Consider the following 26746-nt stretch of genomic DNA (forward strand, 5'->3'; position numbering starts at 1 on the left):
AATGATTCGACAGCTACGTGGCCACGCTATAGCATCTCTAATTTTCGTTGGTAGTTTGCTCGCTAGTCGGGTCAGCCACGCGCAGATCGGTGGGCAACAAGCATTCTCCTTCCTGAACCTGCCTAACAGTGCGAAGCTAGCAGGGCTAGGTGGAGCCAATGTTAGTTCCCGCGACGGTGATGCGACTATGCTCTATGGGAACCCGGCTTTGCTAAACCAAGAGATGGACGGCACGCTGGCCCTCGGCTATGTCGATTACCTAGCAGATATCAAGCAAACCACGGCGGCGTATGTGTTCAACACCGAGCATGCCGGGCGCTTCGGTGTTGGGTTAACTTATTTGAACTACGGCAACTTCGAGGAGTTTGATGCTGCCGGTAACAGCCTAGGTAGCTTCTCCGTGAATGAGTATGCTGTAGGCGTTTCTGACGCCTACACGAGCGGTAATTTTGTGTTGGCAGGTACGCTCAAGCTAGGTGTGTCAGGCATTGCCGGCAATCATTCAGTGGCGGCATTAGCTGATATGGGCGCCTTATTTAAGCACCCGACGAAAGATTTCAACGTTGGCCTGACAGTAAAAAACGTCGGTTACCAGCTAAAGACGTACACCGGTGCCGAGCACGAGCCGATGCCGCTCGATGTGCAGCTAGGTGCTTCGATAAAACCCGAGCATATGCCCATTCGGTTTTCGCTCACTGCACACCATCTACAACAGTTCGATATCGTGTACCTCGACCCTAACCAACGCGGGCAACTCGACGAGAACAATAACGAGGTCAAGCCCAAAAAGACAATTGGGGACAAAATAGCGCGGCACTTTGTCGTTGGCGGGGAGGTTATTTTAAGCAAAAACTTCAATCTGCGCGTAGGGTATAATCACTTACATCGGCGCGAACTACGCCTCGATACACGTTCGGCCGGGGCTGGGATGAGCTTCGGCGTGATGCTACGCATCAGTCAGTTTCAGCTCGATTATACTCGGGCTTATTACCACGCCTCTGGCGCCAGCAACTACTTCACGGTCGCTCGTAATTTGAATTCGTTGTTCAAAAAAAACTAGCTATTTAGTTAGCAGCAGGCTTTTCGCTACCACGTTTGCGCCGCTTTGGATTTTCCTGCGTAGAAAAGCCGACTCTTTTTCAGTACTCTATTCCCTAAGCAGCTGCTTTCCCAGCGGCTATTCATTCCAATGCTAGATTCTTCCAACTTCCTTACGCCGGTCCAAATTGTGGCCGAGCTAGATAAGTATATCATTGGTCAGCACGATGCCAAACGGCACGTGGCTATTGCGCTGCGCAACCGGTGGCGCCGCTTACACGCGCCGGCCGATATGCAGCAAGAAATTGTTCCGAACAACATCTTGATGATCGGTTCGACGGGCGTGGGCAAAACCGAAATTGCCCGTCGTTTGGCGAGCATCGCGGGAGCGCCTTTCACCAAAGTAGAAGCTTCCAAGTTTACAGAAGTCGGCTACGTCGGGCGTGATGTCGAGAGTATGGTGCGCGACCTGGTAGAGCAGTCGGTGAACATGGTAAAGCAGCGCCGCAAAGAAGAAGTGAAGGTGCAAGCCGCCCAAGCCGTAGAAGATATTATTCTAGATGCGCTGATTCCGCCCGTAACCACTAGTACTCCTGCGGGGGCTAGCCCTGCATCGGGCTTCGGGGGCGCCGATGGTCAGGATATGCCTAGCTCTGACCACGAACTAAACGAGCGTACCCGGGAGAAATTCCGCGTCAAGATCCGTAATGGCGAGTTGGATGACCGTAAGATTGATATCAAGGTACAGCAAAATAGCGGGCCTGGTATTGGTGTAATCGGGGGGCCAGCTGGTTTAGATGAGGCTTCTTTATCGGGCTTACAAGACATGCTAGGTTCTATGTTGCCGAAGAAAACTCGGAAACGCAAAGTAACGATTGCCGAAGCACGCAAGCTGCTACTAGACGAAGAAGCAGCCAAACTCATCGATATGGATGAGGTAAAAGACGAAGCCATTCGCCAAGCAGAAAACGCCGGCATCATCTTCATCGATGAAATTGATAAAGTAGCCAGCCGTAGTGGCAAGGGTGGGGGAGGCCCCGATGTGAGCCGGGAAGGTGTGCAGCGTGACTTACTGCCTATTGTAGAAGGTAGCGCTGTAAACACTAAGTACGGTATCATCCACACCGACCATATCTTGTTTATCGCCGCTGGAGCTTTCCACGTGGCCAAACCAAGCGATCTGATTCCGGAGCTACAAGGGCGCTTTCCTATCCGTGTCGAGCTGCAAAGCTTAACAAAAGAAGACTTCTTCTTAATCCTCAAAGATCCGAAGAACGCTTTGACGAAACAGTACGAAGCGCTACTAAAAGCCGAAGACGTAGAACTCTCTTTCGATGAGGCTGCCCTAGAGCGCCTAGCCGAAATCGCCTCGCAAGTAAACGAAGAAGTAGAAAATATTGGTGCCCGTCGTTTGCACACGGTGATGAGCCGCCTGCTTAATGATATTCTGTTCGATGTACCAGATCGGATTGGTCCTAATGCGCACATCCTGATTACACGCGAGCTGGTAGAAGAGCGGCTGCGTGATATGGTCCGCAACCGCGACCTGACGCAGTATATTCTATGATGATAGCATAGTGCTCTACAAAAAAGGCAGCCCATGGCTGCCTTTCTTTTTTCAATCTTTTGCGTACTATCAATTCAGTTACTATTAATAGAAGAGCCTAGCTTCCTCTCATCAATGCATTACTACATCATCACAGGTGCCAGCCGAGGGCTCGGGAAAGCTCTCGCCGAAGAGCTTTTAAAGCAGCCCGATACGACAGTTTTAGGTGTGTCGCGTCATGCAACCATTGAGCATGACCGCTATCATCACCAGCCGCTCGACCTCTCTGATAGTACGGCGGTGGAAAACAACCTAGCGAAAGTGTTTGTGCAGTGGAAGGATGCCGATAGCTTAACCCTAGTGAACAACGCAGGTGTGTTGGGGGAAATTGGGTACATGGGAGAATTGCAAAACGAGCATTACAGCTTTGTTTTCACGATCAATGTAGTAGTGCCAGCAATGCTTATGAATACCTTCCTCAGTGCTTATGCTAGCTACCAAGTGCCACGAACTATTCTCAACATCAGCAGTGGTGCTGCTCAACGTCCGGTGGATGGCTGGAGTGCTTACTGTGCCTCGAAAGCGGCGTTAGAGATGCTTTCCCGCACTGCGCAGAAAGAGCAAGACCTACGTAGCTCAGGCGTGCGCATCCGTGCGCTCTCGCCCGGCGTGATTGATACGAATATGCAAGAACAGATCCGTACGGCCGACGAGCAGCAATTCAGCGAGGCAGCTAGGTTTGCTGGGTTACATGCAGAGGAACAGCTACAGGCTCCAGAAAACGTAGCTCAAAAGATTACAAGTTGGCTTCGCCGTTTGTCAATCGATGAAGAAGTAGTCTTACGAGTAGAGATGCTTTCTTGATACAGGACAACGTATTACTAAAAAGGCCCAACTAAATTTGGTTGGGCCTTTTTAGTAAAGAGTGATGTTGAATTACGGGTTGATAAGACGCACTCGCACCTCAGCAGGAATAATGGTCCGACCGTCTTCTAAGGTTAGTAGGAAGAAGTAGCGCAATTGGGTAGGTACTTGTGGATCTGCTCCTACAGTTAGACCAGGCGGCGTTACGTATGCAGCCGTTTTAGTGGCTGAACTTGGCAAAGTAGCAGTATAAGTACTCAGCTGGGTGTTGTATCTTCGTATAGCATTCAGATCAGATGTGAAGGTTATCTCATTTGTGCCATTGCCCTGCACGGGAGCAGTGAGATAGTTGGGATAACCCGAGTTTTGAATATACTCCAAACCACCTGCACCAGTACCTACCTTTGTAATTTCCTTGATTTTTCCCTTGTCAGCTGGTATGCTGAAAGTGATAGAAAAAGTACCGGTAGTATTGTTCGTGTTCGTACCTGTCACTTTGGAAGTAACAATGGCATACCGTTCAAAGTACTCTTTGTTGGTGACTGTAACTGGAATATCAGCAAGGCTGTCTTCAAGAGGACCTAGGTTGTCATACTCCTTTTTGCAAGCTATTAAGCTTACAAAGCAGAAGATGAATGCTAAAAGCTTTATAGAAATTTTCTTCATGATGCAGTATCAGCAAGTGTGTTCCAAACCAATGATTAATCAATGTCCCACCAAACACGATCTGCTACTGTAGGCAGAGGAGAAGGAACATTGGCACCATTAGCACTGATTTCTGATGGCGGGTACAAGAAACGATTCGGCACATTAGGCGTGAAAGTAACGTTTAGTGCAGGTGCTAAACGAGGGTAGCCCGTACGGCGATAGTCATTGTATGATTCGTAGCCGTTTCCAACAAAGGCTATCCACTTCTGCCGAATGATTTGGTTGAGCTTATGCTCATCAGTGCCTAATAGATTTACGATGCTCGGATTTGCAGCAAAATAGGCATCAATCTCGGCTTGCGTAAGACCCGTTTTCAGCATGGATTGGGTAATACCTTGACGGTAAAGTTCATTGGCATCGCCAGGCGTTTTGAGCACCAATGCAGATTCAGCTAAAATAAAAAGGCGCTGAAAATTAGTAAGTAAGCGTACAGCCCCATCGCCACTTACTCCGAACAGGTAACTTGTATAAACTGATCGATTGGTGGCGCCTGGTATGGCCGCTGCTGCATTGCCATTCTCAAACCCAGTAAATGTGCCGAAGGGTGAGGTGGTGATTTGAGCAACGTTGGTATTATTCGGAGTGGTAGTGAAGAACTTAGGCAGCCTAGGATCCTTATAAGCTGCTAACGAATCTAAAAAGCGCTTGCTAGCTATTTGGTCACCTGCACGGTTCGAGATGTTGTAAGAGTAAAAAGGATTCTGGTTAGTAGAAGTCCTTCCAAATGCTATTTCAAAGTCTTCTGTATTAGCAGAGATAGCTGCAGTAGGGCCTTTTGCAAGAACTTCGTTGATGACCTTTATAGCAAGGCTCTTGTCACGGCGGCTGACAGTATTAGCTAGCTTCAGAAGTAGAGTATTTCCCATCTTCTTCCACGAAGCTATATTCCCTTTATACACAACATCATCCGTTGCGCCAGGGATGTATACATTGTCCGTCTTGTCTAAGTCGGCAAGTCCGTCACGTACAAGGTCAAATAAGCTCTGTACTCCATTTGTTCCCTCGTAAATATCTTGTTGCTTATCGAAGCGAGGATGGAGGTTGTTTAATCCTTGTAGTGCTTCTGTGTATGGAATATCTCCCCAAAGGTCAGTTGTAAGAGCAAAGTTATATGCCTTGATGAGTTTCGCGATACCAGAATAAGCAGGGCTAGTTGCTTGCGTATTGGCAATAAGTGTCTGAGCTCCATTCAGGTTATTGGCGTACAAATCGAATTGCCACTCGTTATCAAACTGACCAGAAATTTCGTAACGATCATATGATTGTGGCTGGCTCGCTATACCTGCGTAATGCTGTACAAAAAGGTCTGTGACCCGGCCAATTGTATTGCCTGCAACGAAAGCAGTACCAACCAAAATCGTTGGAAGTTGAGCTGGGGGTGGAACCGTTGTTGTGTTGTTAGGACTAGTGTTTACATCCAGGAACTTATCTGTATTGCAGCTTGCCGTCGATAGGGCAAGAGCAGCAACCAGCGAGTACCGGGCAATAGGTGACGTCTTCATATATCTGTAAAGAAGTACTTTTAGAAAGTGAACCGCAGATAAGCGCCATAGCTGCTTGCGCTAGGTGAGCCCTGCAAATCGAGTCCTCGAATGTTACCAGCTCCCTGAGTATTAACCTCTGGGAAGAAGTTGGCATTGGGTGCGATGTAGAAAAGGTTACGCCCAGATAAAGTAAAACTGGCACCTCCAAACGGGGTGCGAGCTAACAATGCCTTTGGCAGTGAATAGCTCAACGATACTTCGCGTAGCGTGTAGTGAGTCGCATCGTATACGTTCAGGTCACTTTGCGTTCCTTGATTGCTCCAATAGCTTTGAGCGTCGATCTGGATGTTGTTAGGACGATAAGTGCCATCACCATTGGCGATTACACCCGGAATTATATGTGGTAGCTCACGGTCTCTGCCTGTTTCTTTAAGCATACCATTTGCTTTGTAAGTAGCCTGCGTGAAGGAAGCTATATCACCGCCATAGATAGCGTCAATCAAGAAAGAGAAAGCAATTCCTTTATACGTAAAGGTGTTTGTTACACCACCTTGCCAATCGGGGTTTGGATCAGCAATGATTTGGCTGGTTAATTCATTAGCCCAAAGACCAGTCAGCGGATTAATGATGTATTGGCCGGCATATTGTCCCTCCGTAACAGTAGGCTTTTTATTTCCTACGATTACACCATAGGGGTAACCCTTTGCATAAGATGGGATAGTACCCGTGAAAGCGTTACCAGTGATTGAAGAACGTTCAACTCCCTCGGCAATTTCAACGACTTTGTTACGTAAGCGGGTAAAGTTTGCATTGATATCCCAAGAGAAGCTACCAGCCTTAACTGGATTAGCAATTACTAGGACTTCCCAACCCTTATTGTCAATGCGGCCAGCATTCGTCCGACGGCTCAAGTATCCTGTCGAGCCGGGAGTCGTTACTGCCAAGATCTGGCTAGAGCTTACCGATTTGAAATAAGTTACGTCGAAAGTTAACTTGTTACCAAAGAAACCTAGGTTAGTTCCTATTTCCGCAGACTTCGTAAACTCAGGCTTTAGTGCTGTGCCACCCCCAATAGTAGTGTTAGGAGTAAAACCTACAACGCCATTGAAGGGGAAGCTAACACTAGCTACGTTGTTTCCTTGACTCCCTGATACGTAATACGTCTCCAATTGGTAAGGATCTGCATCGCGACCTACACGAGCTACGTTACCACGGATCTTACCGTAGGAAAAAATATCTGAGTCAATACCGAAAGCATCAGTAAACACAAAGCTAGCATTGACAGAGGGGTAGAGGAACGTATTGTTCTTTACTGGTAGCGTTGACGATTGATCTACGCGTGCAGTACCTTCCAAAAACAAGTAGTCCTTATAGGCTAACGACAAGTCAGCGTAGTAGCCTAACAAGCGGCGCAGTGAAGATGTCTCACCACTGCCGTTGTAGTTACCAGCAATGCTAGCATTATACAAGCCAGTAAAAGCTAATTGGTTAGCTTGTACATATTGGTTGTTACGGCGGCGTTGGTTTACCTGCTGTCCAAGTAACAGATTGGCGTTCAGACCTTCAACAAAGATATTATCCTTTTTAGCGTTTAAGAGGAGGTCCCCTGTGAACTCAGCATATTGGTAGTTGTCTTCGTATACTTGACCGAGAGGCACACGTGTTGAGCCGATAGCAAAAGATTGCTTACGACGATCATCGTAAGAGTCAAGACCAGCTCGGTATTGAACATTCAACCAAGGAAAGAAATCATACCCTACGCTAGCTATGCTAATAAACCGAGTGACGTTGCCGCTCGTAGGAGCATTGCGCAAAATCCAGTTTGGGTTGTCGCGGTTAACAAAGAAAATATCTCCACCAGTCGCGTTTGTATAGGGTAAACCTTCCAAATCTAAGCTGCGAGGTACTGCACCTAACTGACCAAAAGCACTACCACCATTACCTTGTAACGGTCCAGTTTGGTTGTTCTGGATGAAGTTTACCGAACCGTTGATCTTGATTTTGTTCTGTAGCGTAGTGCCGCCACTCAATTGAACACTAGTACGCTTAAGCACAGACTCATCAGTAATACCTTTTTGGTCTGTGTTATTGACATTAAGCGAGAAATTTGACGTGCCATTATTGCCAGCTAGATTGACGCCATTCGTAAGGATACGCCCTGTGCGGAAAAAATCCTTAATGTTATTGGGATACGCCCGATAAGGCAGAAGGCTGTTGTCAGCCAACAACAAGCCATTAGGGCGAGTAGGATTAGTCCCAAAGCGAGGTCCCCAAGAGGTAACCTGGCCAGTATAGATATCACCTTTGCCGTCAGTCGTCGTATTGACACCGCTAGTGCCTTGGCCGTAGTCATTCTGAAAGTCTGGTAAACCGAGTACACGCTGAAAGTTGATACCAGAAGTCACGGTAACTTCCACTTTCTTCGTTGCGCTAGCACCAGTTTTGGTCGTAATGACAATAGCACCGTTCGAAGCACGAGAGCCATACAAAGCGGCAGCTGCTGGTCCTTTCAGAATATTGATGCTAGCTATAGTTTCCGGATCAATGTCGAGCGCTCTGTTAGATTGTTGCGCTCCACCTAAAGTACCGTTGGGGCCACCATTTGTACGGTTAAGGTCGTTGCTAATTGGAATACCATCGACTACAAACAGAGGCTGGTTGTTCCCACCCAAAGATGTTATACCTCGAATGTTGATGTTAGTTGATGCCCCTGCAAGACCACTGGCACCTGTGATATTTACGCCTGCTACTTTACCTTGTAAAGCATTCAACACGTTAGGCTCTGATTTTTGAGCAACCTCACCGCCTTTAATCTCTTGTGTAGCATAGCCTAGGGTGCGGGTATCTTTCTCAATACCTAAAGCCGTTACAACTACTTCGTTAAGCTGTTTGCTGTCACTGCCGAGAGAAACGTTGACTTGGTTTTCAGTACCAATAGCACGCTCTATGGTGACGAAACCAATTGAGCTAAACACCAAAGTGCCTCCTTGTGCTGGCACAGTCAGCGTGTAAGTTCCATCTGAGTTTGTTGAAATGCCATTAGTAGTACCTTTCAGTAGTACTGTTACTCCTGGTAGGCCTTCGTTTGATTGTCGGTCTGTTACTCTGCCGGAGACGGTCCGGTTTTGAGCTGCCACTTGCTGAAGCAAAGTGACCATGAGCAAAAAGCTCATGAGTAAGAGTCTTTTCATGCAAAAGAGGTTTGTGATAAAATGAAAACAGGCATCTAAAATAGATAATGACGTGTTATGATTAGCTATACCCCTCAAAAAAAGTACCCCTTTACAGAAAAAACGTGTTGTAGCCGGAGATTATCTGGCTGATTAAGGAGTAAGTGCGATTTTGTGGTGATTGATGTTGTATGTAAAAACAAAAGCCCTGTAGATTTCTACAGGGCTTTTGTTTCATTTATGCAGGTTACGGTTTACTGCTTATCCCACCAGAGTTTAGTAGTGAGCAGATCAGGCCCTTGTCGGGTTACAGCTTCGGTACGATTAGCAGTATTCAATGTTTGTTCGTTGGCTGGGTAACGGAAGCGCACAGGGATTTTGCCGCTTGCTGCCCCAACCGGACTAACAGCCACTTTCAGTTGAGGATAGTCAAGACGACGCCATTCCGACCATGCTTCAACGCCCTGACCATAAAGGGCAATCCATTTTTGGTCGCCAATGCTTTGCTTATAGTTTGCAGGATTGTAAGCGACCCTAGGTTGAGCTAGGTAGGTGGTGACGTCAGCTCCACTAAACCCGTATTGGCCCATAGAAGCTCGAATAGCATTTTGATATTCAGTTGCAGCATTACCACTCACGAAACCACGAGCTATGGCTTCTGCTTTGAAGAATAGAACCTCCGCGTAAGTCATAAGCACGCCCGGCGCTTCAGCAGCTGCGAAATAGCTGCCAACTTTAGACGAGCTGCAGAATTGACCAAATGCTGAAGCTGCCGCGTTCGTCAATCCGTTCGGAATACCTCGGTAGAAAGCGGCAGAATCACCACACTCTGGGTGATTAGCATATATAGATAAACGTGGATCGTTGAGGCGAGCGAGCCTTGAAGTAAGCGTCCGGCTTACTCGATAGTCGTCTCGTGTCAAACGATTATTATAGATAGGATTAGTATTAGGCGTGTTGCTCAAAAAAGTGAACTCAGCATTATCAGCATTGCTGGCGAACACCGGGGTAGTACCGTTGAGTAAGGCAGCTACCTCAGTTCTAGCAACGTCAGGTTTGACGTCAACTAGCCGCATCGCCAATCGAAGTCGCAATGAATTTGAAAAGCGCTGCCAGTTGGCCATGTTGCCATCGTACAGAACGTCTCCGTTCACCGCTGCCCCATTCACGACTATCAAGCCAGCAGCAGTTTTCAAATCTGCTATAACCCCTGTATATACTTGCTCCTGCGTATCATACTTGGGAGTTAAGATATTGTCAGATAAGCGTAGCGCTTCTGAGTATGGAATATCTCCGTATATATCGGTCAGCACCGAGAAGAAATAGCTGCGCATAATCAAACCTACAGCTTGCAGATTTGGATTGTTGGTAGCCTGACCCTGACGAATTAATTCGTTGAAATCCTGCAAACCTCCTGCGTAGAATCCATCCCAGATACTTTGATAGGAAGTAGCACGGAAAGCATAACGGTCCTCATCAGTGTACTGTACCTTTGCCCAATGTTGGATGATAAGTAAACCCCCATCCATGCTAGCCGGAGTATCGAATAAACGATAGATGTTTGCTCGCTCTGCATTGGTTAGAATATAAGCGGGGTCGCCAGTAGTTGGGTTATTAGGGTTAACGTTTAGCGACTCTAGCCCTTTGTCACAAGCCCCAAGCCCTAGTGCTAAAGGTAAGGCTAGGGCAAGTTTTCGGTAGTTGAAAAACATGTTTGTTAAATTCAGAAGGTTGAAAAGCACTGCAGAAAACTGGCAGGCTGAGCACTACAACGTCAGGTTAATATTGAAGCCATAACTCCGAACTGACGGGATCTGCGTCGATTCTAAGCCTTGTGTGTTACCGCTATTAAAAGACGTTTCAGGATCAATACCTGGCGCATGTGAACTAATCAGCCACAGATTACGACCAACGAAAGATAAGCCAATGCCTTTGAAGAAAGTTCGCTCCACAAGTGACTTAGAAAGCTGGTAGCCGAAGCGTACTTCGCGCAACTTCACGAACGAAGCATCATAGACGGTACTTTCGCGGGCATTGTAATAGTAACCGTGGTAGTAGTTTTCGGCCGTGGCGCGCACATCATTTGGGCGGTACGTACCATCAGCATTTTGCTGCACTCCCGCTCCGATAATACCATCTTCGCGTCCAGCTAATGTGGCCTTAAGCGCACCGGAATAACCACCCCACATATTGGTTTCGCTTTGTAGGTTGCCGCCCTGACGAGTGTCAATTGTGAAGCTAAAGTTTAAGCCCTTGTAGGAGAATTGGTTTGTAAGACCCCCGAGCCAGTTAGGTGGATAATAACCCAAAATACGACGAGTAGGATCAACGAGCGGGGTACCATCACTACCATAAACGATCTGGCCTTTGTACTCACCGTCCTGTACACGAAGGAAAGCATCGCCGAAAATAGCTCCATACTTTTCGCCCCGACGAGCTTCGATGTTAACACCGAAGCCTGACTGTCCAATTACGTAGTTTTGAATCTGTCCAGCATCGTCGAATTTAACAACACGGTTACGGTTAGCAGCAAAGTTAGCCGTAAGATTCCACTGGAAAGCGGCAGTAGCAGGAAGTGGAGAAACCGTTAACACAGCTTCAATACCACGGTTAGAAATCTGACCAGCATTGAGCAGATTTGCTGTGTAACCTGTAGTAGCCGACGTGAGTACGTTCAGAATCTGATCGTAGGTGTTGGTCTTGTAACCGGTGAGGTCTAAACCGATCCGGTTCTGCAGGAAGCGAACTTCTACCCCTACTTCTGCTGAGCGCGTACGCTCAGGCTTCAGATTCGGATTATAGTTTTGGTTATAGACAGTTTGTGTAGGCAAGCTACCGAATGGTTGACCACCAGTATATATATTCAACAAGCTATACGGATCAGTGTCGTTACCAGCTTCGGCGTATCCACCGCGGATTTTGGCAAACGATAGAAAAGATTCCTGAATACCGAAAGCATCCGTTAGTACGACCGAGGCATCTACAGAAGGGTAGAAAAACGAACGGTTATTAGCTGGAAGTGTGGAAGACCAGTCATTGCGAGCGGAAGCACCTAAGAAGGCAAAGTTCTTATAGCCAATACGCGCAGAACCGTATACGCTGTTTATGCGCCGGTTTGAGACAGGATTAAGTACTGGGCTGTTGTTCTGATTACCGTTTGCGTCAAAGTTGTTGTTCACTACTAACGGAGTCGATGAATTACCCAAGGAGTATAGACCGGGTACGGCCAACTCGGGTGCCGCAATCTGGCTGCGATTTAAGCGATTATCACGACGGTTAGCTCCTAACAAAACATCAAGGTTGAAATCCTCTGATAAGTTCTTGTTCGCATTAGCCAAAAATTCTGTGTTACGTTCTAGCACACGGATCTTTTCTTCCGTGTAATCGTCATATACATCATTGCTGATGGTTTGGCTAGGTACTCTGCGCTGATTGAACTGATTATAAATGTCGTTTGTAGTGCGGGCAGTTAGTGTAAGCCAGTCCGTTAGGGCATATGTCAACGTCAGATTACCAATAACACGGTCCCTTAAGTCGTCGTTGGTAGCCTGATAGAGAACGTAGTAAGGATTATTATGGTAATTGGAGTTCCAGCTAGCGTTGCTATTGGTGCTCTTGTATAAGCTCTTCAGGTCCTGTACGCGTACTTGACGACCGAACCAAGTATAAAGCTGCTGCATTACATTCAACTCATCATAGCCCTGACCAGGCCGACGGCCACGCGTTTCGGAATAGTTGACGTTGGTGCTGAATTTGAGCTTACTTGTAATGTCTACGCCTCCATTTACATTGACGGTATTCCGTCGCAGGAAAGTATTAGGCAAGATACCACGCTGATCTAAGTTAGTATACGATACCCGAACACCTGCTTTCTCATTACCCCCTGAGAGAGCAACGTTGTTGGTAAGTGTATGGCCCGTTTGAAAAAAGTCACGTATATTCTGTTTGCCTGGGCTTACCCAAGGCGTGGCTTGGCGAATGCCGTTCACTACTGGCGAATTGTACTGTGGCAATAAACGACCATCTAATCGCGGACCCCAGCTTTCATCTGTTCCGTCATTAATTCCACCACCTGCGCCGTCAACGTAGGAAAACTCTCCACTACTACCTTGGCCGTATTGATCCTGGATATTAGGTATCTTTAAAGGTGACTCAAAGCTAGTTGTGCTGTTGATACTAATGCCTAACCCACGTGATTTGCGACCAGATTTTGTTGTGATAACAATTACACCGTTAGCACCGCGGCTACCATAAAGTGCGGTAGCATTGGCGCCTTTGAGTACTGTGAGGCTTTCAATATCATCTGGGTTGATGTCAGACGCGGCGTTACCATAGTCGACACCTCCACCTGAGGAGCTATTGGAGAAGCTTGAGTTATCGATTGGCTGTCCATCAATAACAAACAATGGCTGATTGCTACCTGAGATGGATTTAGAGCCCCGAATCACAATTCTGGAAGAGCTACCAGCTGCACCAGTGCTGTTGGAAATTTGCACACCAGCTATCCGGCCAGCCAAGGAATTAACCACGTTGGTTTCACGCGCTTGCGTTAATTGGTTGCCTTGAAGATCTTGTACAGCATAGCCTAAGCTGCGTTTTTCCTCTTCACGTCCTAAGGCAGTCACGACTACTTCACCAAGCTGCTTGGTGTCATTAGCAAGCGTAACATTTATAGTAGAACCAGTAATAGGTTGTTCAATTGACAGGTAGCCAATAGAAGTGAAGGTTAGCGTCGTAGCCGAAGCTGGTGCGCTCAAGGAGTAGGTGCCTTCCGAGTTGGTGGAAGCACCTACAGTGGTGCCTTTCACGAGGACCGTTACGCCGGGCAGGCCTTGCCCAGTGCCACGGTCTGTAACCCGGCCGGAGATAGTCCGGTCTTGGGCTACTGCTTGCTGCAACAAGCTAGTAACGAATAATAAGAACAAAAATAAAGTTTGCTTCATTGGTGAAGAGTTTTGGTGAAAAGTGCTGAAGATGTGTAGATAAGAGGTTAAAAAGTGTAGAAAAAATGTCACAGAATACACCTAAATTATACAATGGATGCACAGCTTCATTCTTTTTACTCCTAAAAATTCATTAAAAACTTACTTTACTACTGAGAACCTGTGAGTTATGAATTGTCTTTTTTTAAGACAATTAAATATTGTATAGTCATAATTAATCCCGTTTAGGGGATAATTTATAGTCAGGTAGTATCAGGAATACAGGGTGATAGTGGGTTTGTGAAGTTTTGCTCTAACTTGAAAAATCTTCACAACCATTCCTCACTATTCTCTTTCTCAATCTTACTCAATACTGTATGAAAAGAACTCTATTCTGGTTTGTTGTGCTGACTCTTACCTTGCTACGGCAAGCAGCAGCACAAGATAGAAGTATAGCTGGTCGAGTCACGGATCGGAGTACTGGACAGGGCTTACCTGGGGTGACGGTCCTCGTAAAAGGTACCACCGTGGGAGCCTCCACCAACTCAGAAGGCACCTACTCCTTGAGCGCCCCCACCTCTGCTACCACCCTCACTTTTAGCTCCATTGGCTTTATCACTGTAGAACGTGCTATTGGCAATGCTACAGTAGTGGATGTTGCGTTAGCAGCGGATAATCGTCAGTTGGATGAAGTAGTCGTGACAGGCCTAGCTACTTCGATTAAACGGTCTAACCTAGCTAATGCTGTAACAACGATTTCTGCGAAGGAACTGGTAGGCAGTACGCGGCCGGTAACGGTGGATGCTGCCCTGAACGGTAAGGTAGTAGGTGCCAACATTGCCCAGACATCTGGGGCTCCTGGTGGGGGTGTCGCTATTCAGCTGCGCGGCATTTCGTCGCTTACGGGTGGTACGCAGCCGCTCTATATCATTGATGGGGTGTACGCTGTCAATGCTGAAGTAGGAAATGGTGCTGCTGCCACGGCCTTCTCAAATGGGGCTTCCACTACTCCAGGGCGTAGCACGCAGGACAACCCGGTGAACCGTATATCCGACATAAACCCAAATGATATTGAGAGCATTGAAGTTCTAAAAGGCTCTAGCGCGGCGGCTATCTATGGTACTAGAGCTAATGCCGGGGTAATTATCATCAAAACGAAGCGTGGCGTGGCGGGTCAAACCCGGGTGAGCCTGAGTCAGGACCTAGGTTTTGCGAAAGCATGGCGCCTGCTTGGCAAAGAGGATTTCACGCCGGAGAAGATCGATTTGCTACGTCCTTACCCGGCTAATGCTGACGCTGCACAAATAGCAACCGTGGATGCTGCTCGTAACACTCAGAAACAGCTACTAGCTGCGGCACAAGCAAACGGGCAGATCTATAATTACGAGAAGGAGGTTTTTGGCAACACGGCCTTCCTGCGGAATACATCTGTGAGCGTTTCAGGGGGAACAGATAAAACCAAGTTTTACGTATCTGGTACGACCACCAACGAAGAAGGTATTGTAGATCGGACGGGATTTTCTCGTAACTCAATTCGAGCCAACCTCGACCAGAAGATTGGTAAGCGAATCGATATTGGCGTAACGTCTAGCTATTTCAACACTGAGAACCGACGTGGATTCACGGGTAATGATAACCGCGGCGTAAGTTTAACGTACACGCTGCCCTACTTGCCTAGCTACGCGCAGCTGCACCCTAATGCTGCCGGTATCTATCCCGATAACCCGTATGGTGGCGACAACCCCCTAGCTATTGTAGCGCGGTCGGTGAACGAAGAGAAAACCAATCGGGCGGTACAAGCCGGCAACGCGACCTTGCGCATCATTGACAAGGAAGGATCCTCGTTGCGCTTAGCTACACAAGGTGGGATTGACTTCTCCAGCAGCAACGCGCTGTTGGCTTTGCCAGCCGACTTACAATCACAGCGAAGCTTGGCTAACCCCGGCGCCGTGCGGGTGGTAAAAAACCAGTTCTTCAACTCCAACCTGCAAGCCTTCCTGGTCTATGATTGGCGGTTAGGTGAGAACGTCAACCTGACGTCGCAAATCGGTTCTGTTCGCCTCAGTCTTGATCGTAACTTAAGCTACAGCCAGGGGCAAAACCTAGGTCCGGGTACTCCGCTCACGCCTAACCGCAGTTCGCTGGTCACGCAGGAAGTGGAGCTGTCATCGGAACAGGATGTAGGGCACGTAGCGCAGCAGGAAGTTAACTTCCGCGACCAGATTATTGCCACGGCAGGCATTCGCTTCGACAAGTCGAGCCGCAATGGCGACCCTAACAAGTACTACGCTTTCCCGAAGGCTTCTTTGGCCGTGAACGTAGCTAAGTTTGGTTTCTTCGAGCTGCCGTCCGTTAGCTTGGTGAAGCTACGGGCTGCTTACGGGGAGACAGGAGCGCCAGCCTTCTTCAATGGTACGTTTTCGCCACTAATTAATACCAGCACCGGTGGACGGGTAGGTTTCTTGCCTTCTACGCTGGTCGGCAACTCAACTATTGGCCCCGAGCGCGCCACGGAATTTGAGACAGGTGTGGACCTAGCTTTCCTCGATACTCGTCTTACACTAGAAGCTACTTACTACAACAAAGTGGTAAAAGACCTGGTGAATTCCTTCATACTGGCGCCTAGCACAGGTGTTTCCTCTATTCGCGCTTTTCCGGTAGGTGACCTACGCAACCGTGGAATAGAATTGTCACTTGGTGTCACACCAGTGCGTTCCGAGAACTTTCAGTGGGTTTCGACTACTCAGTACTGGTTCAACCGCTCGGAAGTAACCCGCATTGTAGTACCTGCCTTCAACACGGGCCTAGGTTTTGGCAACGGGTATGGTCGTAACGTATTTAAGCTGGGTGAGTCTCCTTCGCGCTGGTATGGTACGCCCGTTAGTGCTACCGATAACCCCAATAACCCAAGCTTCCTAACTCGGTACCAAGATGCGCAGCCCAAGTTCCAAATGACGTTTTTGAACAACTTCACAGTGTTCAAGAATATTGAAGTGTCGTTCTTGCTACACTGGCGCAAGGATTCGTACACCAGTAACCTGAGCCGCTCGCTACAGGATGAAGGTGGCACTACCAAAGATTGGAGCGCCGATGGTGATGGCGACGGCGTCGTAAATGGCCAGCAGCGGCTGGGCTCGTCCGCCCGTGAGTACATTCAGAACAGCGGCTACGTGCGTTTGCGCGAAGCTAGTATTTACTACTCGGTGCCCGCGAGCATCCGAACTAGCTTGTTCAAAGACTATGTGCGCAACATTCGGATTGGCGTGTCGGGCAACAACTTGCTGACTTGGACTGACTATGTAGGCTATGATCCGGAGGTATCAAACTTTGGAGCAACATCCAATTTCGCTCAGGTGGACGTGAGTAGTTTTCCAAACACACGGCGCATCTTCTTCCACCTGAACTTCGATTTTTAAACCTGACTCGTTGCCTTCTCCATGTATACTATATTCAAACATAACGCCCGCCCCTTATGGATGGCGGGTATGCTGGTTGCGCTACTCGGCGTGAGCAGCTGCAGCCTAACCGAGATTGACCAAGTAACGGACCCCAACAATGCCAGCATCGAGAGTGTACTGGCGAATGCTAGCCAAGCGCAACTCAATGCCCTCGCAGTAGGAGTAGAGGCTTCGCTCCGACTGGGTCATGCTAACAACAGCTCTTATAACCAAGTGGTAGGCACCCTAGGGCGGGAAGTAGTCATCCTGGCGCAGACGGAAAGCCGTTGGTATTTGGAACTCCAAGGCCGTCGTGGTAACAACACCATCGATGTACTGGATGACGGAGCGTATTACAACGGACAATACACCGATTTTGCGCGAGTCGGCCGTGCTGCCCGCGTTTTCCGGGCTTCAGCTGATGCCAGCGCCGTTGTGAATGCCGAGCAGAAGAGTGGTGTTGCCGGTTTCACGCGTACCTACGAAGCTCTGAGCAAGCTGCATCTCCTCAATTTGCAAGGCGAGAACGGCATCCGGGTCGATCTGGATAATATTCAAAAGCCCGGCAAGTTCGTTTCTCAAGAGGAGGCTTTGACGAACATTCGCCAGCAACTTGATCAAGCGGATCAGGACCTAGCTAGCGCAGGAGCCGCCTTTGCTTTCCCGCTCTCAAGTGGATACGCAGGCTTCAACACTCCTGCCACTTTTCGTCGCTTCAATCGGGCTTTGGCGGCTCGGGTAGCTCTTTATCAAAAAGACTATGCGGGTGCACTGGCTGCGCTTAACGCTTCGTTCTACGACCGCGCTGGTAGTCTAACGCTAGGTCCCAAGATTACCTTCAATGCGGCCACTGCCGGTGATGTGGGCAACCCCTACTACCAAGTGCCCGATGGCAACCCAACCAACCTAGCCGCCGTGCCCGACAACTTTGTAACGGAAGCGGAAGCCGGTGATCTGCGCTTAGCCAAAGTGGGGCTGCGTACTACGCCTCGAACCCTAGGTGGTATTACTGGGACGTATGAGTCTCGTTTGTTCACGTCACAGAATGCTCCTCTCGACATCATCCGCAACGAAGAGCTGATCTTAATTGCTGCTGAAGCGCGCGTGGGCACGAACGACTTGACGGGGGCCCTAGCTGACATCAATGCTATCCGGACGCGGGCGGGAGGACTAGCCGCACGTACGGCTGCTTCATTCTCTGGTACGACCAGCTATATCGACGAAATTTTGCGGCAACGGCGCTACTCGCTGTTCTACGAGGGGCACCGTTTGGTGGACCTAAGACGCTTAAACCGGCTTAATCCAAATCCGGCTCCTAACCAGACGTTGGCCTACACAGCACCTCCCTTTAAACTGTTTGACCGCTTAGAGCGCCCTGCTGCTGAGAAGCAGTGGGACATTGCCAATCCGTAAGCTGGCGTAATTACCACCACAAAAAAGGCCCCTTGCTGCACAGTAAGGGGCTTTTTTGTGGTAAGTAAATGATGAAAGGTACCTAGCTTTCCATCAGAAAGCCCTTAATGTATTCGTCTAAGTCACCGTCCAGCACATTTTGCACGTCGGTGCGCTCAATACCAGTACGTAGGTCTTTGATGAGCTTATAGGGGTGCAGCACATAGTTGCGGATCTGCGAGCCGAAGTCAATGCGTTTCTTGCCGGCTTCTACCTTGTCGCGCTCCGCATTGCGCTTGTCTAGCTCTAGCTGGTAGAGGCGCGATTTCAACATCCGTAGTGCGTGCTCCTTGTTCATGAGCTGGCTCCGCTCAATTTGACACTCGATAACGATACCGGAAGGAGCATGCTTAAGACGTACGGCGGTTTCTACCTTGTTCACGTTCTGGCCACCTGCGCCGCCCGAACGAAAGGTGTCCCACGAGATATCAGCAGGATTGATTTGGATGTTAATGGTATCATCAACCACCGGATACGCAAACACCGAGGCGAACGAGGTATGACGCCGGCCGCTGGAATCGAAGGGGGAGATGCGCACGAGGCGGTGCACTCCGATTTCACTTTTCAGGTAACCATATGCGAAGTCGCCGTCAATTTCCAAGGAGGCTGACTTGATACCGGCACCCTCGCCAGGCTGGTAGCTGACTTGCTTCACCGCAAAGCCATGCTTCTCGCCCCACATGATGTACATGCGCATGAGCATCTCGGCCCAGTCCTGGCTTTCTGTGCCGCCAGCGCCGGGGTTGATATCGATGATGGCAGAAAGCTGATCTTCCTCATCCGAAAGCATGCGTTTGAACTCGAGCTGCTCGACGGCCTTTTGCGCCGTAGCAAACTCTTGCTGCATTTCTTGCTCGCCAACGTCACCTTCGCGGTAAAAGTCGTAGAGCACTTCCACGTCGCCGACCGTCTTTTCTACGGCTTCGTAGTCGTCCGTCCAGACCTTGATGGATTTGATTTCCTTGAGCACTTCCTCAGCCCTTTTGGAATCATCCCAAAAGTCGGGGGCCGTGGTTTGCTTTTCAACTTCTATGATCTGCTCTTTTCGATTATCGTAGTCAAAGATACCTCCTCAGAGCCTCAGCGCGGCCCTTCAATTCCTTCACCTGATCTTGCGTCATGGGGAATATTAAATGTGGATGTTAAATAGGTAAGTGGTAAAGGTCGGGACGGAAATCGTAAAAGCGAGAGATTCCGCCGAAGACAACTAGATCTTACCGTACTGTTTACGTGAAAAAGCAGATGGAGCTAGGTTATTAGTCCGCTTAATAGCCAGTTGCTCCACGCCAAAAAGAACAGCCAACCCTAGGGTTGGCTGCTGTAATGAGAAGGACTAAGTCAGAACTTCAACAAGCTTCTTAAACGGATACCACCCAATTGTGAGCATCCGGCGCAACACCCAGGCGGATATCGTTGAGAGCTTGCAACACACGCTGAGCGAAAGAATCGGGCTTCAATTCTGGCAGCGAGTAATCCTGGTCTTGGTGCCCAATGACGGTGATGGGCGAAATCGTAACGGCCGTACCAATACCGAAAGCCTCGGCCAGTGTACCGTTCTGGAGGGCTTCCAGCACTTCGGCCGCTGCCACTTTCCGCTCTTCAACGGGCATGCCCCAGTCGCGAGCGAGTTGCAGCACGCTGCGCCGGGTGATGCCATCCAGGATGGAGGTGCTAAGCGCTGGCGTAACGAGCTTACCGTCCAAGATGAACGCTACGTTCATCGTGCCCGACTCTTCAATGAAGCGGTGCTGAGAAGCATCCGTCCAGAGCAGCTGATGGTAGCCAGCATCTTGGGCTAGCTTGGTAGGGTAGAGGGCCGCGCCGTAGTTGCCGGCGTTCTTTGCGTAGCCAGCGCCGCCTTCTGCCGAGCGCACATATTTCTCTTCAAAACGTACGCGCAGTGGCTTGCCAAAGAAAGCACCAACCGGGCAGGTAATGATGGCGAAGCGGTACGTATCGGAAGGCCGCACGCCGAGCATGCCATCGGTGGCAAACATGAAAGGCCGAATGTACAAAGACGTGTTCGGGGCGTTCGGTACCCATGCGGCATCCAAGCGCACGAGTTGCTTTAGGCCCTGAATAAATAGCTCCTCTGGCACGGCCGGCATGCACATCCGGTCGGCTGAAGCGTTCATGCGCGCAATGTTATCGTAGGGGCGGAAAAGGGTGATGTCGCCTTGCTCGTTTTTGTATGCTTTTAGCCCTTCGAAAATAGCCTGACCGTAATGTAGAGCAGAGTTGGCGGGGCTAACGGTGAAGTCGCCGTAAGGCAGAATCTGGGGATTTTGCCATTCGCCGTTTTTGTAATCAACCACAAACATGTGGTCAGAGAAGTGTTTACCAAACTCCAAGTTATTGGTATCTAACTCGGCGAGCCGCGAAGCGGTCGTCGTCTGGGTCGGGATGGCTAGGGTGTCAAGCATAACAGTGAATCGTGAAATGAGGCTGGGTAAGCGGAAGAGGACCGTAAGTTAGGAACCTAGGTAAGCGTTGCCTAATTACAGGCGTGGTTTCCAAGTAACTTCTTCCGCGCCCAAATCGTGCGCCATTTGGCGGCTAAGTACAAACAGGTAGTCAGACAAGCGGTTTAGGTAAACAACCACTAGCTCGGCTACAAATGAGGCTTCTTGCAGGCCGATGACCAGCCGCTCGGCCCGGCGGCATACGCAGCGCGCTACGTGCGCAAAGGAAACGGAAGGATGGCCGCCCGGCAGCACGAACATGCGCAACTCCGGCAAGTGTTCGTTCATAGCATCCATCTCCTGTTCCAGCAGCGTTACGTCTTCGGCGTGTAAGTCAGGGATTTTCATCCGGGATTTCTCCGGATCAGAAGCCAGCGAAGAGCCGATTGTGAACAGGCGGTCCTGAATCTCTTTGAGCAAGCCACGGCGCGGCGCATTTACATCCTGGTCGCGGAGCAGACCAATGTAGGAGTTAAGCTCATCTACGGTGCCGTAGCAATCTATACGCAAGTCCGATTTCGGCACCCGCGTACCACCGATCAGAGACGTCAGTCCTTGGTCGCCGGTTTTGGTGTAAATTTTCATCTTCTCATTTATCAATTAACATCTACCATCCAACAATCACCATCGATAGTACTGCTGTGATTGTTAAAGGTTAATGGATAATCGTTAAATGCCTAGGAGGTGGTTGCTAAATGGCCGTGCGTGGCGATATCCGTGTTCACCATGTCTGACTCTACCAACCCGTCGCGCAGGCGCACGATGCGGTGCGAGTAGCGCGCAATATCTTCTTCGTGGGTCACCATGATGATGGTGTTGCCTTTGGCGTATAAGGCCTCAAACAAATCCATAATCTCATAGCTAGTTTTGGTATCGAGGTTACCAGTTGGTTCGTCGGCGAGGATGATGCTAGGGTTGTTGACTAGGGCACGGGCAATGGCAACACGCTGCCGCTGTCCGCCCGACAGCTCATTGGGGCGGTGCTTGGCGCGCTCAGCCAAGCCCACACTACGCAGCGATTCCATGGCAATAGCTTCCCGCTCACTTTTGCCATAGCCCGCGTAAATAAGGGGCAACGCTACGTTGTCGAGCGAAGTAGCACGAGGCAGCAGGTTGAACGTCTGAAAAACAAAGCCGATTTCCTTGTTCCGAACCTCGGCCAGCTGATTATCCGACATGCGGCTTACATCTTGCCCACTCAATACGTACTGTCCGGCGGTAGGCGTATCTAGGCAGCCCACAATGTTCATTAGCGTCGACTTACCCGACCCCGACGGACCCATGAAGGCCACGTACTCGCCACGTTGGATGCTGATGGTGACCGAACGCAGCGCTTGGATGGTTTCGGTTCCCATTTGGTAAACCTTCGAGATGCCGGTAGTTTCGATAACAGGTTGCTGCATGGCCAGAGCTATTTCCAGGGAGCAGTTTCGGTAAGCTGCGCGGCATGGCGCGCCTCAAACTGCTGGCGAAAGGTAGCGTATTCTGCAGGGGAAAGCAACGTGCGTAGCTCCTCTAATGGCGCTGCTGCGTAGTCACCTAAGCCGGCTGGAATGGTCGCCATTGTGTAGGCTTTTAGCAACGCTACAGACTGAGGATTAGCTAGTAGTGCTTGTTGAAGTAAATTGTATGTCGCGGTGAAGTTCCGCTGGGACGTATAGAAGGTCGCTGCCGCTAGCACGGCTGGTTCCAGATACGGGGCTTCGCGGCCGATTTGCGCGTATAAGCGGGCTGCCTTGGCCGGTTGGCGCTGCAGTTGCGCTAGCTCGGCTTGGTAATACCACCGGTACGCCTGATCTGGAATGGCGAAATAAGCGGCCTGTACCAGTTGCTGCAACTCAGCTAGGTTTTTCTCTTGGCTGTACAGTTGGCCCCGTACTACGTTCCAGTTGGAAGCAGCCTGGGTTTTGTCGGTAACAGGCGGCGCGTACCGCTGAATAGCCTCGCGGGCCTCTGGTAGCTGCCCGACCTGGATGGCACGTGGTACTTGCGCGAGCAACGCGGCTTGCCGCGCGGTTGGGTTGCGCAACGCAGCTGCCTGAATGATTAAGCTTTCCGGATACAAAGCTGCACCTCGAACCACCAAGTATTGCGCCCGCACAGAATCGGACGCTAGCCGGTAGTCGCGGTTGAAATCAGTGGCCAATGCTTGCTGCAACGCACGAAGTGGCCGGGTGATGAGTGGGTCTTTCGCCTGACTAACCCGCTGCACCGAAGCGCGCGCAGAATCAAGCTGCCCATTAAGGGCAAACGCATAAGCGCGGGGAAGAGCGGCTTCTGCGTAACCACCTTGTTCCGCTACGGCTAAGCGTGCGGCAGCGGAGCTGTAAAGCTGCTGGTCGAGCAGCCACATGCCCCATACATTATGGTAATAGGCGGCTTCCGGGCTATTTCCTCCGGTAAGCGGCAACAGCGTGTTTTGGGCCGCTACAGCGTGGCCGCCATAGTGTTGGAGCAAGGCTCGTAAAAAGGTAAGCTGCTCGAAGTAGGCCGTGTTGCCGGGCCGTTGTGCCAATTGCCCTAGGGTGGAAAGCAAACTCGTATCGCGACGGCCAATGCTATTTAGCGCTAGGTGGTAAACCTTGGCAAAGGTAGCCGGCGCTAAGTCTTGTTCAGGTGATGAAGCCGGTACCTTTGGCGTCGATTTACGGGTGAGTTGTGCTAATAACAATTCATTGACTTGTAGCGCAACAGCGTCATCCGCAGTAGGCTGGGCCGCCACCAATTCCTGCGCGGCTTTCCATTGCTGGTGCTGCATGAGAAAAGCTAGCTTGTTTGCCCGCAACACGGCATTGTTAGGCGCTAAGGCGGCAGCTCGCGCTTGGTAAGTCACGACCGAATCGGTGAGTGTAGAGCGTGTGTAGAGCTGAGCTAGGTCGCTGGCGATGAAGGCGCTGCCCGGGTGTGCTTTCAACCCTTCACGCAACACTTGCAGCCGATCAAAGAAGTCGCGCTGATCGGTGTACAGCGCTGCTAAACGTAACGATACTTTCTCGGAAGGCCGGCGGCTAAGAGCGCGCCGCAAGGCATTGATTTCGTTTTGGCGCTGCGCTCGAAAGCGGTAGAGTGCCGCCCGGCCAAAGCTAGCTTTGCGATTATAGCGGTCAAGCACATCGCTTTCGGCGTAGTAGCGCTCGGCTAGGAGAGCTAGGGCATCTGTCTGCGGTTGTAGCTCGCTTTGGAGGCGGGTTAGGTCACCAATGTTATTGTAATAGCCAGCTTGTACCTGATCGAGCACGAAGAAATTGTTGCGCACCTCTACGGCAATCAGTGCCCCGAGCCCAAACACGTAAACGGCATAGAACGGTACGCGTCGTGGTTCGTACACAACCCGATACACCCGCAGACGCTGCTTGATAAGTGGGGTGAAGTTGAGCAGAACGTAGATCAAAAAGCCTACGCCGCCCGTGAGAAAAGCTAGCCCCACAAAATCGCGGGCAGCTGCTAGCAGCGGATCATTGGCGGTGGCAAGAGCATATCCTAGCGCGCCCGCTGCCAACGCCACCAAAACGAGGTAGAGGTGCGATGCGACGGGCCAGTAAGGCAGCCAATCGTTGTAAGTAGCGGCGCGGCGGTGCAAACCAAGCCAGCCTACCACAACAGCGGGCAGAAGCAATACCAAAGGGTCGAGCCGCAGCCCGGCAAGCAGGAGTACTTCGCCTTCGTTGAGATAATAAAACAGCAGGATGCCTAGATACAGTCCGCTGGCCAGCAAGAAGGGCCACAGACCGAATCGGCTGTTAGGGTTTTCTGCTTGCGTATTAAACCACAACAAGCCGTAGATATTCTCGAAGCACACCCACAGCGTGAGTAGGCCCACAACGGCGGCTCCTCCGGCGGTGAAATAGCTTGCTAGGTGCAACGCTACAAAGGACGCCGAATATTCGCTGCGCCACAAAAGCAAGGCGCTGATAGCAACTACAAGCGTTGCAAAGGTTACTAAACGCAGCCGGAAAGAAGCTTGCGGCCAAAATGCGTGAAATGCATAGGCTGGCAGCCCCAATGCTAGTAGTGTAGCGATGAGGAAATACTGTTTGCTCGTATCGAAAACGCCGAGTGAGTCAGCGTTGAGCGACATCAGCAGAAAGATGAGCAAGCCCATGGCTACGACAAAGGGCGTGCGGGCAAGCGTGCTTACTACAGCTAGGTAGTATACCAAACAGATAGCCAGCAGACTAAGCAGGATGCCTGCTGCCACGGGCTGCACATAGGGGCCGGCTACATCATACGTCTGCGTGACCAGATAGCCGTTGACCCGGACCGGTAACTCAGCCAAGCCGACGCGTACGGGCGAAAGGGTGGTCGGAACCGGCGTGAGTTGCGCCACTGGCTCAACGGGGAACGTATGGTCGTCGCCGGTGAAATAGTAGTAACAAGCTAAGGCCAGTGCGATGCTAGCTATCAAGCCTAGCAGCAGTAGCCAAGGGCTGCGTCGACGTACCGTGTAGTCGACGGGGGAGGGAGTCGGAAGCGCCAACGGCTAATCCAATACTTTAGGTACGCGGAAGTAATCAGAGTCTTTGCGTGGCGCGTTGCGCAGGCCTTCCTGGTGGCTCACGGTGTTTCTCGCTTCGTCGGGGCGCAGCACGTTGATTTCGTGTGATAAGTGCACCAGCGGCTCGACGTTGGTAGTATCGAGCTCACGGAGCTGCTCCACCCAATTCAGAATCTTGTTCAGCTCGCCAAGCATCTTCTGCTCTTTGGTTTCATCGAGTTCCAGGCGGGACAAGTGGGCAAGTTTGCGTAGGGTAGCTAGGTCGGTACTCAAAGGAATAAAAATTAGTAGTTACGAGTTAGGAACGTGCAAGGTAGACTTGCGATTGTCTTGGCTGGCTTCTTCGCCAGTGGGCAAAGCCGCAGCTTTTTCTTTCTGCTTAGGTCGGTAATACGGCGTAGGCTCCGGCAAGCCTGCCGCTTCGGGAATAAATTCGCTAGCAATGATAGCAAATACCCGGTTTTTTAGCTCTTCTGCATCGGCTTGGGTAAGGCCCTGCGTAGGAATAGGCTCATGAACCACGACGCGTAGTGGCGTGTAGCGCACCCGGATACCACCAACGTCGGGCATAAAGCGATGATTCAGCGGCATAGTAATGGGCACAATGGGCACTCCGGCGGCAATAGCTAGCTGAAAGGCGCCATCCTTAAAAGGCGCCATTTCCTCCGCTGGCTTTTTTGAGATGGTGCCCTCTGGGAAAAGAATAACCGAACGCCCCTCTTCTAAGCTCTTACGCGCCTGCACCATCGAACGACCCCGGCTAACGGCGCTTTCCCGGTTCACGGTGATGTACGTTTTTCCAAAAATGGGACCCCACAATGGCGTCTTAGCCAGGGAGCTTTTGCCCACGATGTTGAGGAAGCCCGGCAGCACTTTGAAAAGCACCGGGATATCGATGTAGGAGCTATGGTTGGATACGTACACGCACGGCTGGTTGTCAGGCAAAGGCTTTTTGTGCACTACTGTCACCGGCATACCCCACATCCAAACGGCACTAGTCGACCAAATTCGGTTGATTGTGTGCAGATGGCGATGCCAACGGGGCTGCCGTGCTAGGATAAGCTGTAAAGGGTACGTAACAAAAAAGGGCAGCACAAACCAGAAGGTGCTCCAGGTAGTGTACAGCCGATGACCAATGAAACGTAACAACCGTCGCATGCTACAAAGG

At 50.3% G+C, this 26746-nt stretch carries 17 protein-coding genes; 5 read left to right on the top strand and 12 right to left on the bottom strand.

What is annotated here, in order from left to right; all coding sequences use genetic code 11:
* Position 1 precedes the first annotated feature (1 nt).
* From porQ to BXP70_RS05820, 3 genes are all read left to right on the top strand, one after another.
* Positions 2-1060 carry a type IX secretion system protein PorQ gene (gene porQ, locus BXP70_RS05810; protein ID WP_143436382.1) on the top strand — a complete coding sequence of 353 codons (1059 nt, stop codon included), beginning with the start codon at positions 2-4 and terminating at the stop codon, positions 1058-1060.
* A gap of 129 nt (positions 1061-1189) precedes the next feature.
* The gene (hslU, locus tag BXP70_RS05815) at positions 1190-2605 is read left to right on the top strand and encodes an ATP-dependent protease ATPase subunit HslU (protein ID WP_086593073.1); all 1416 of its coding nucleotides are present in this window, start codon (positions 1190-1192) and stop codon (positions 2603-2605) included.
* Between the two features lie 114 nt (positions 2606-2719).
* Positions 2720-3448, top strand: coding sequence for an SDR family NAD(P)-dependent oxidoreductase (locus BXP70_RS05820; protein ID WP_086593074.1), 729 nt, complete (start codon positions 2720-2722; stop codon positions 3446-3448).
* 72 nt (positions 3449-3520) lie between these two features.
* Here the strand turns inward: BXP70_RS05820 and BXP70_RS05825 are convergent, their stop codons facing one another.
* The 5 genes from BXP70_RS05825 to BXP70_RS05845 all read right to left on the bottom strand — a co-directional run bounded on the left by BXP70_RS05825 (position 3521) and on the right by BXP70_RS05845 (position 13753).
* Positions 3521-4114, bottom strand: a complete 594-nt coding sequence (locus tag BXP70_RS05825; protein ID WP_086593075.1) for a hypothetical protein — start codon at positions 4112-4114, stop codon at positions 3521-3523.
* Between the two features lie 35 nt (positions 4115-4149).
* Complete coding sequence (locus BXP70_RS05830; RefSeq protein WP_086593076.1) at positions 4150-5658, bottom strand: SusD/RagB family nutrient-binding outer membrane lipoprotein; 1509 nt, start codon at positions 5656-5658, stop codon at positions 4150-4152.
* A 20-nt stretch (positions 5659-5678) separates the two neighbouring features.
* Positions 5679-8831: a SusC/RagA family TonB-linked outer membrane protein gene (locus tag BXP70_RS05835; protein WP_086593077.1), complete on the bottom strand. Its 3153-nt coding sequence runs from the start codon at positions 8829-8831 to the stop codon at positions 5679-5681.
* Positions 8832-9064: 233 nt separating this feature from the next.
* Complete coding sequence (locus BXP70_RS05840) at positions 9065-10552, bottom strand: SusD/RagB family nutrient-binding outer membrane lipoprotein (RefSeq protein ID WP_143436383.1); 1488 nt, start codon at positions 10550-10552, stop codon at positions 9065-9067.
* A 24-nt stretch (positions 10553-10576) separates the two neighbouring features.
* Complete coding sequence (locus BXP70_RS05845; RefSeq protein ID WP_086593079.1) at positions 10577-13753, bottom strand: SusC/RagA family TonB-linked outer membrane protein; 3177 nt, start codon at positions 13751-13753, stop codon at positions 10577-10579.
* Between the two features lie 356 nt (positions 13754-14109).
* On the opposite strand from BXP70_RS05845, the gene BXP70_RS05850 reads away from it, so the two are divergent.
* Both BXP70_RS05850 and BXP70_RS05855 read left to right on the top strand, forming a co-directional pair.
* Positions 14110-17148 carry a SusC/RagA family TonB-linked outer membrane protein gene (locus BXP70_RS05850; protein WP_086593080.1) on the top strand — a complete coding sequence of 1013 codons (3039 nt, stop codon included), beginning with the start codon at positions 14110-14112 and terminating at the stop codon, positions 17146-17148.
* Between the two features lie 21 nt (positions 17149-17169).
* A complete protein-coding gene (locus BXP70_RS05855; protein ID WP_086593081.1) occupies positions 17170-18582 on the top strand; it encodes a RagB/SusD family nutrient uptake outer membrane protein in 1413 nt (470 codons plus the stop codon).
* 82 nt (positions 18583-18664) lie between these two features.
* Here BXP70_RS05855 and prfB read toward each other — a convergent pair.
* The 7 genes from prfB to BXP70_RS05890 all read right to left on the bottom strand — a co-directional run bounded on the left by prfB (position 18665) and on the right by BXP70_RS05890 (position 26736).
* A protein-coding gene (gene prfB, locus BXP70_RS05860; protein WP_179197602.1) for a peptide chain release factor 2 occupies positions 18665-19742 on the bottom strand; the annotation gives its coding sequence in 2 pieces (ribosomal slippage) (positions 18665-19690 and positions 19692-19742; 1077 coding nt in all).
* A 237-nt stretch (positions 19743-19979) separates the two neighbouring features.
* On the bottom strand, positions 19980-21044 hold the full coding sequence (locus BXP70_RS05865; RefSeq protein ID WP_086593082.1) for a branched-chain amino acid aminotransferase: 1065 nt from the start codon (positions 21042-21044) through the stop codon (positions 19980-19982).
* Between the two features lie 75 nt (positions 21045-21119).
* Positions 21120-21668: a cob(I)yrinic acid a,c-diamide adenosyltransferase gene (locus tag BXP70_RS05870; RefSeq protein ID WP_086593083.1), complete on the bottom strand. Its 549-nt coding sequence runs from the start codon at positions 21666-21668 to the stop codon at positions 21120-21122.
* A 92-nt stretch (positions 21669-21760) separates the two neighbouring features.
* Positions 21761-22486, bottom strand: a complete 726-nt coding sequence (locus tag BXP70_RS05875; protein ID WP_086593084.1) for an ABC transporter ATP-binding protein — start codon at positions 22484-22486, stop codon at positions 21761-21763.
* 8 nt (positions 22487-22494) lie between these two features.
* Positions 22495-25560 carry a tetratricopeptide repeat protein gene (locus tag BXP70_RS05880; protein WP_086593085.1) on the bottom strand — a complete coding sequence of 1022 codons (3066 nt, stop codon included), beginning with the start codon at positions 25558-25560 and terminating at the stop codon, positions 22495-22497.
* 3 nt (positions 25561-25563) lie between these two features.
* Positions 25564-25851 carry an Asp-tRNA(Asn)/Glu-tRNA(Gln) amidotransferase subunit GatC gene (gatC, locus tag BXP70_RS05885; RefSeq protein ID WP_086593086.1) on the bottom strand — a complete coding sequence of 96 codons (288 nt, stop codon included), beginning with the start codon at positions 25849-25851 and terminating at the stop codon, positions 25564-25566.
* A gap of 18 nt (positions 25852-25869) precedes the next feature.
* Positions 25870-26736, bottom strand: coding sequence for a lysophospholipid acyltransferase family protein (locus BXP70_RS05890; RefSeq protein ID WP_179197603.1), 867 nt, complete (start codon positions 26734-26736; stop codon positions 25870-25872).
* Positions 26737-26746 lie beyond the last annotated feature (10 nt).

Origin of the sequence: Hymenobacter crusticola, assembly GCF_002154225.1 — a bacterium.
GTDB lineage: Bacteria > Bacteroidota > Bacteroidia > Cytophagales > Hymenobacteraceae > Hymenobacter > Hymenobacter crusticola.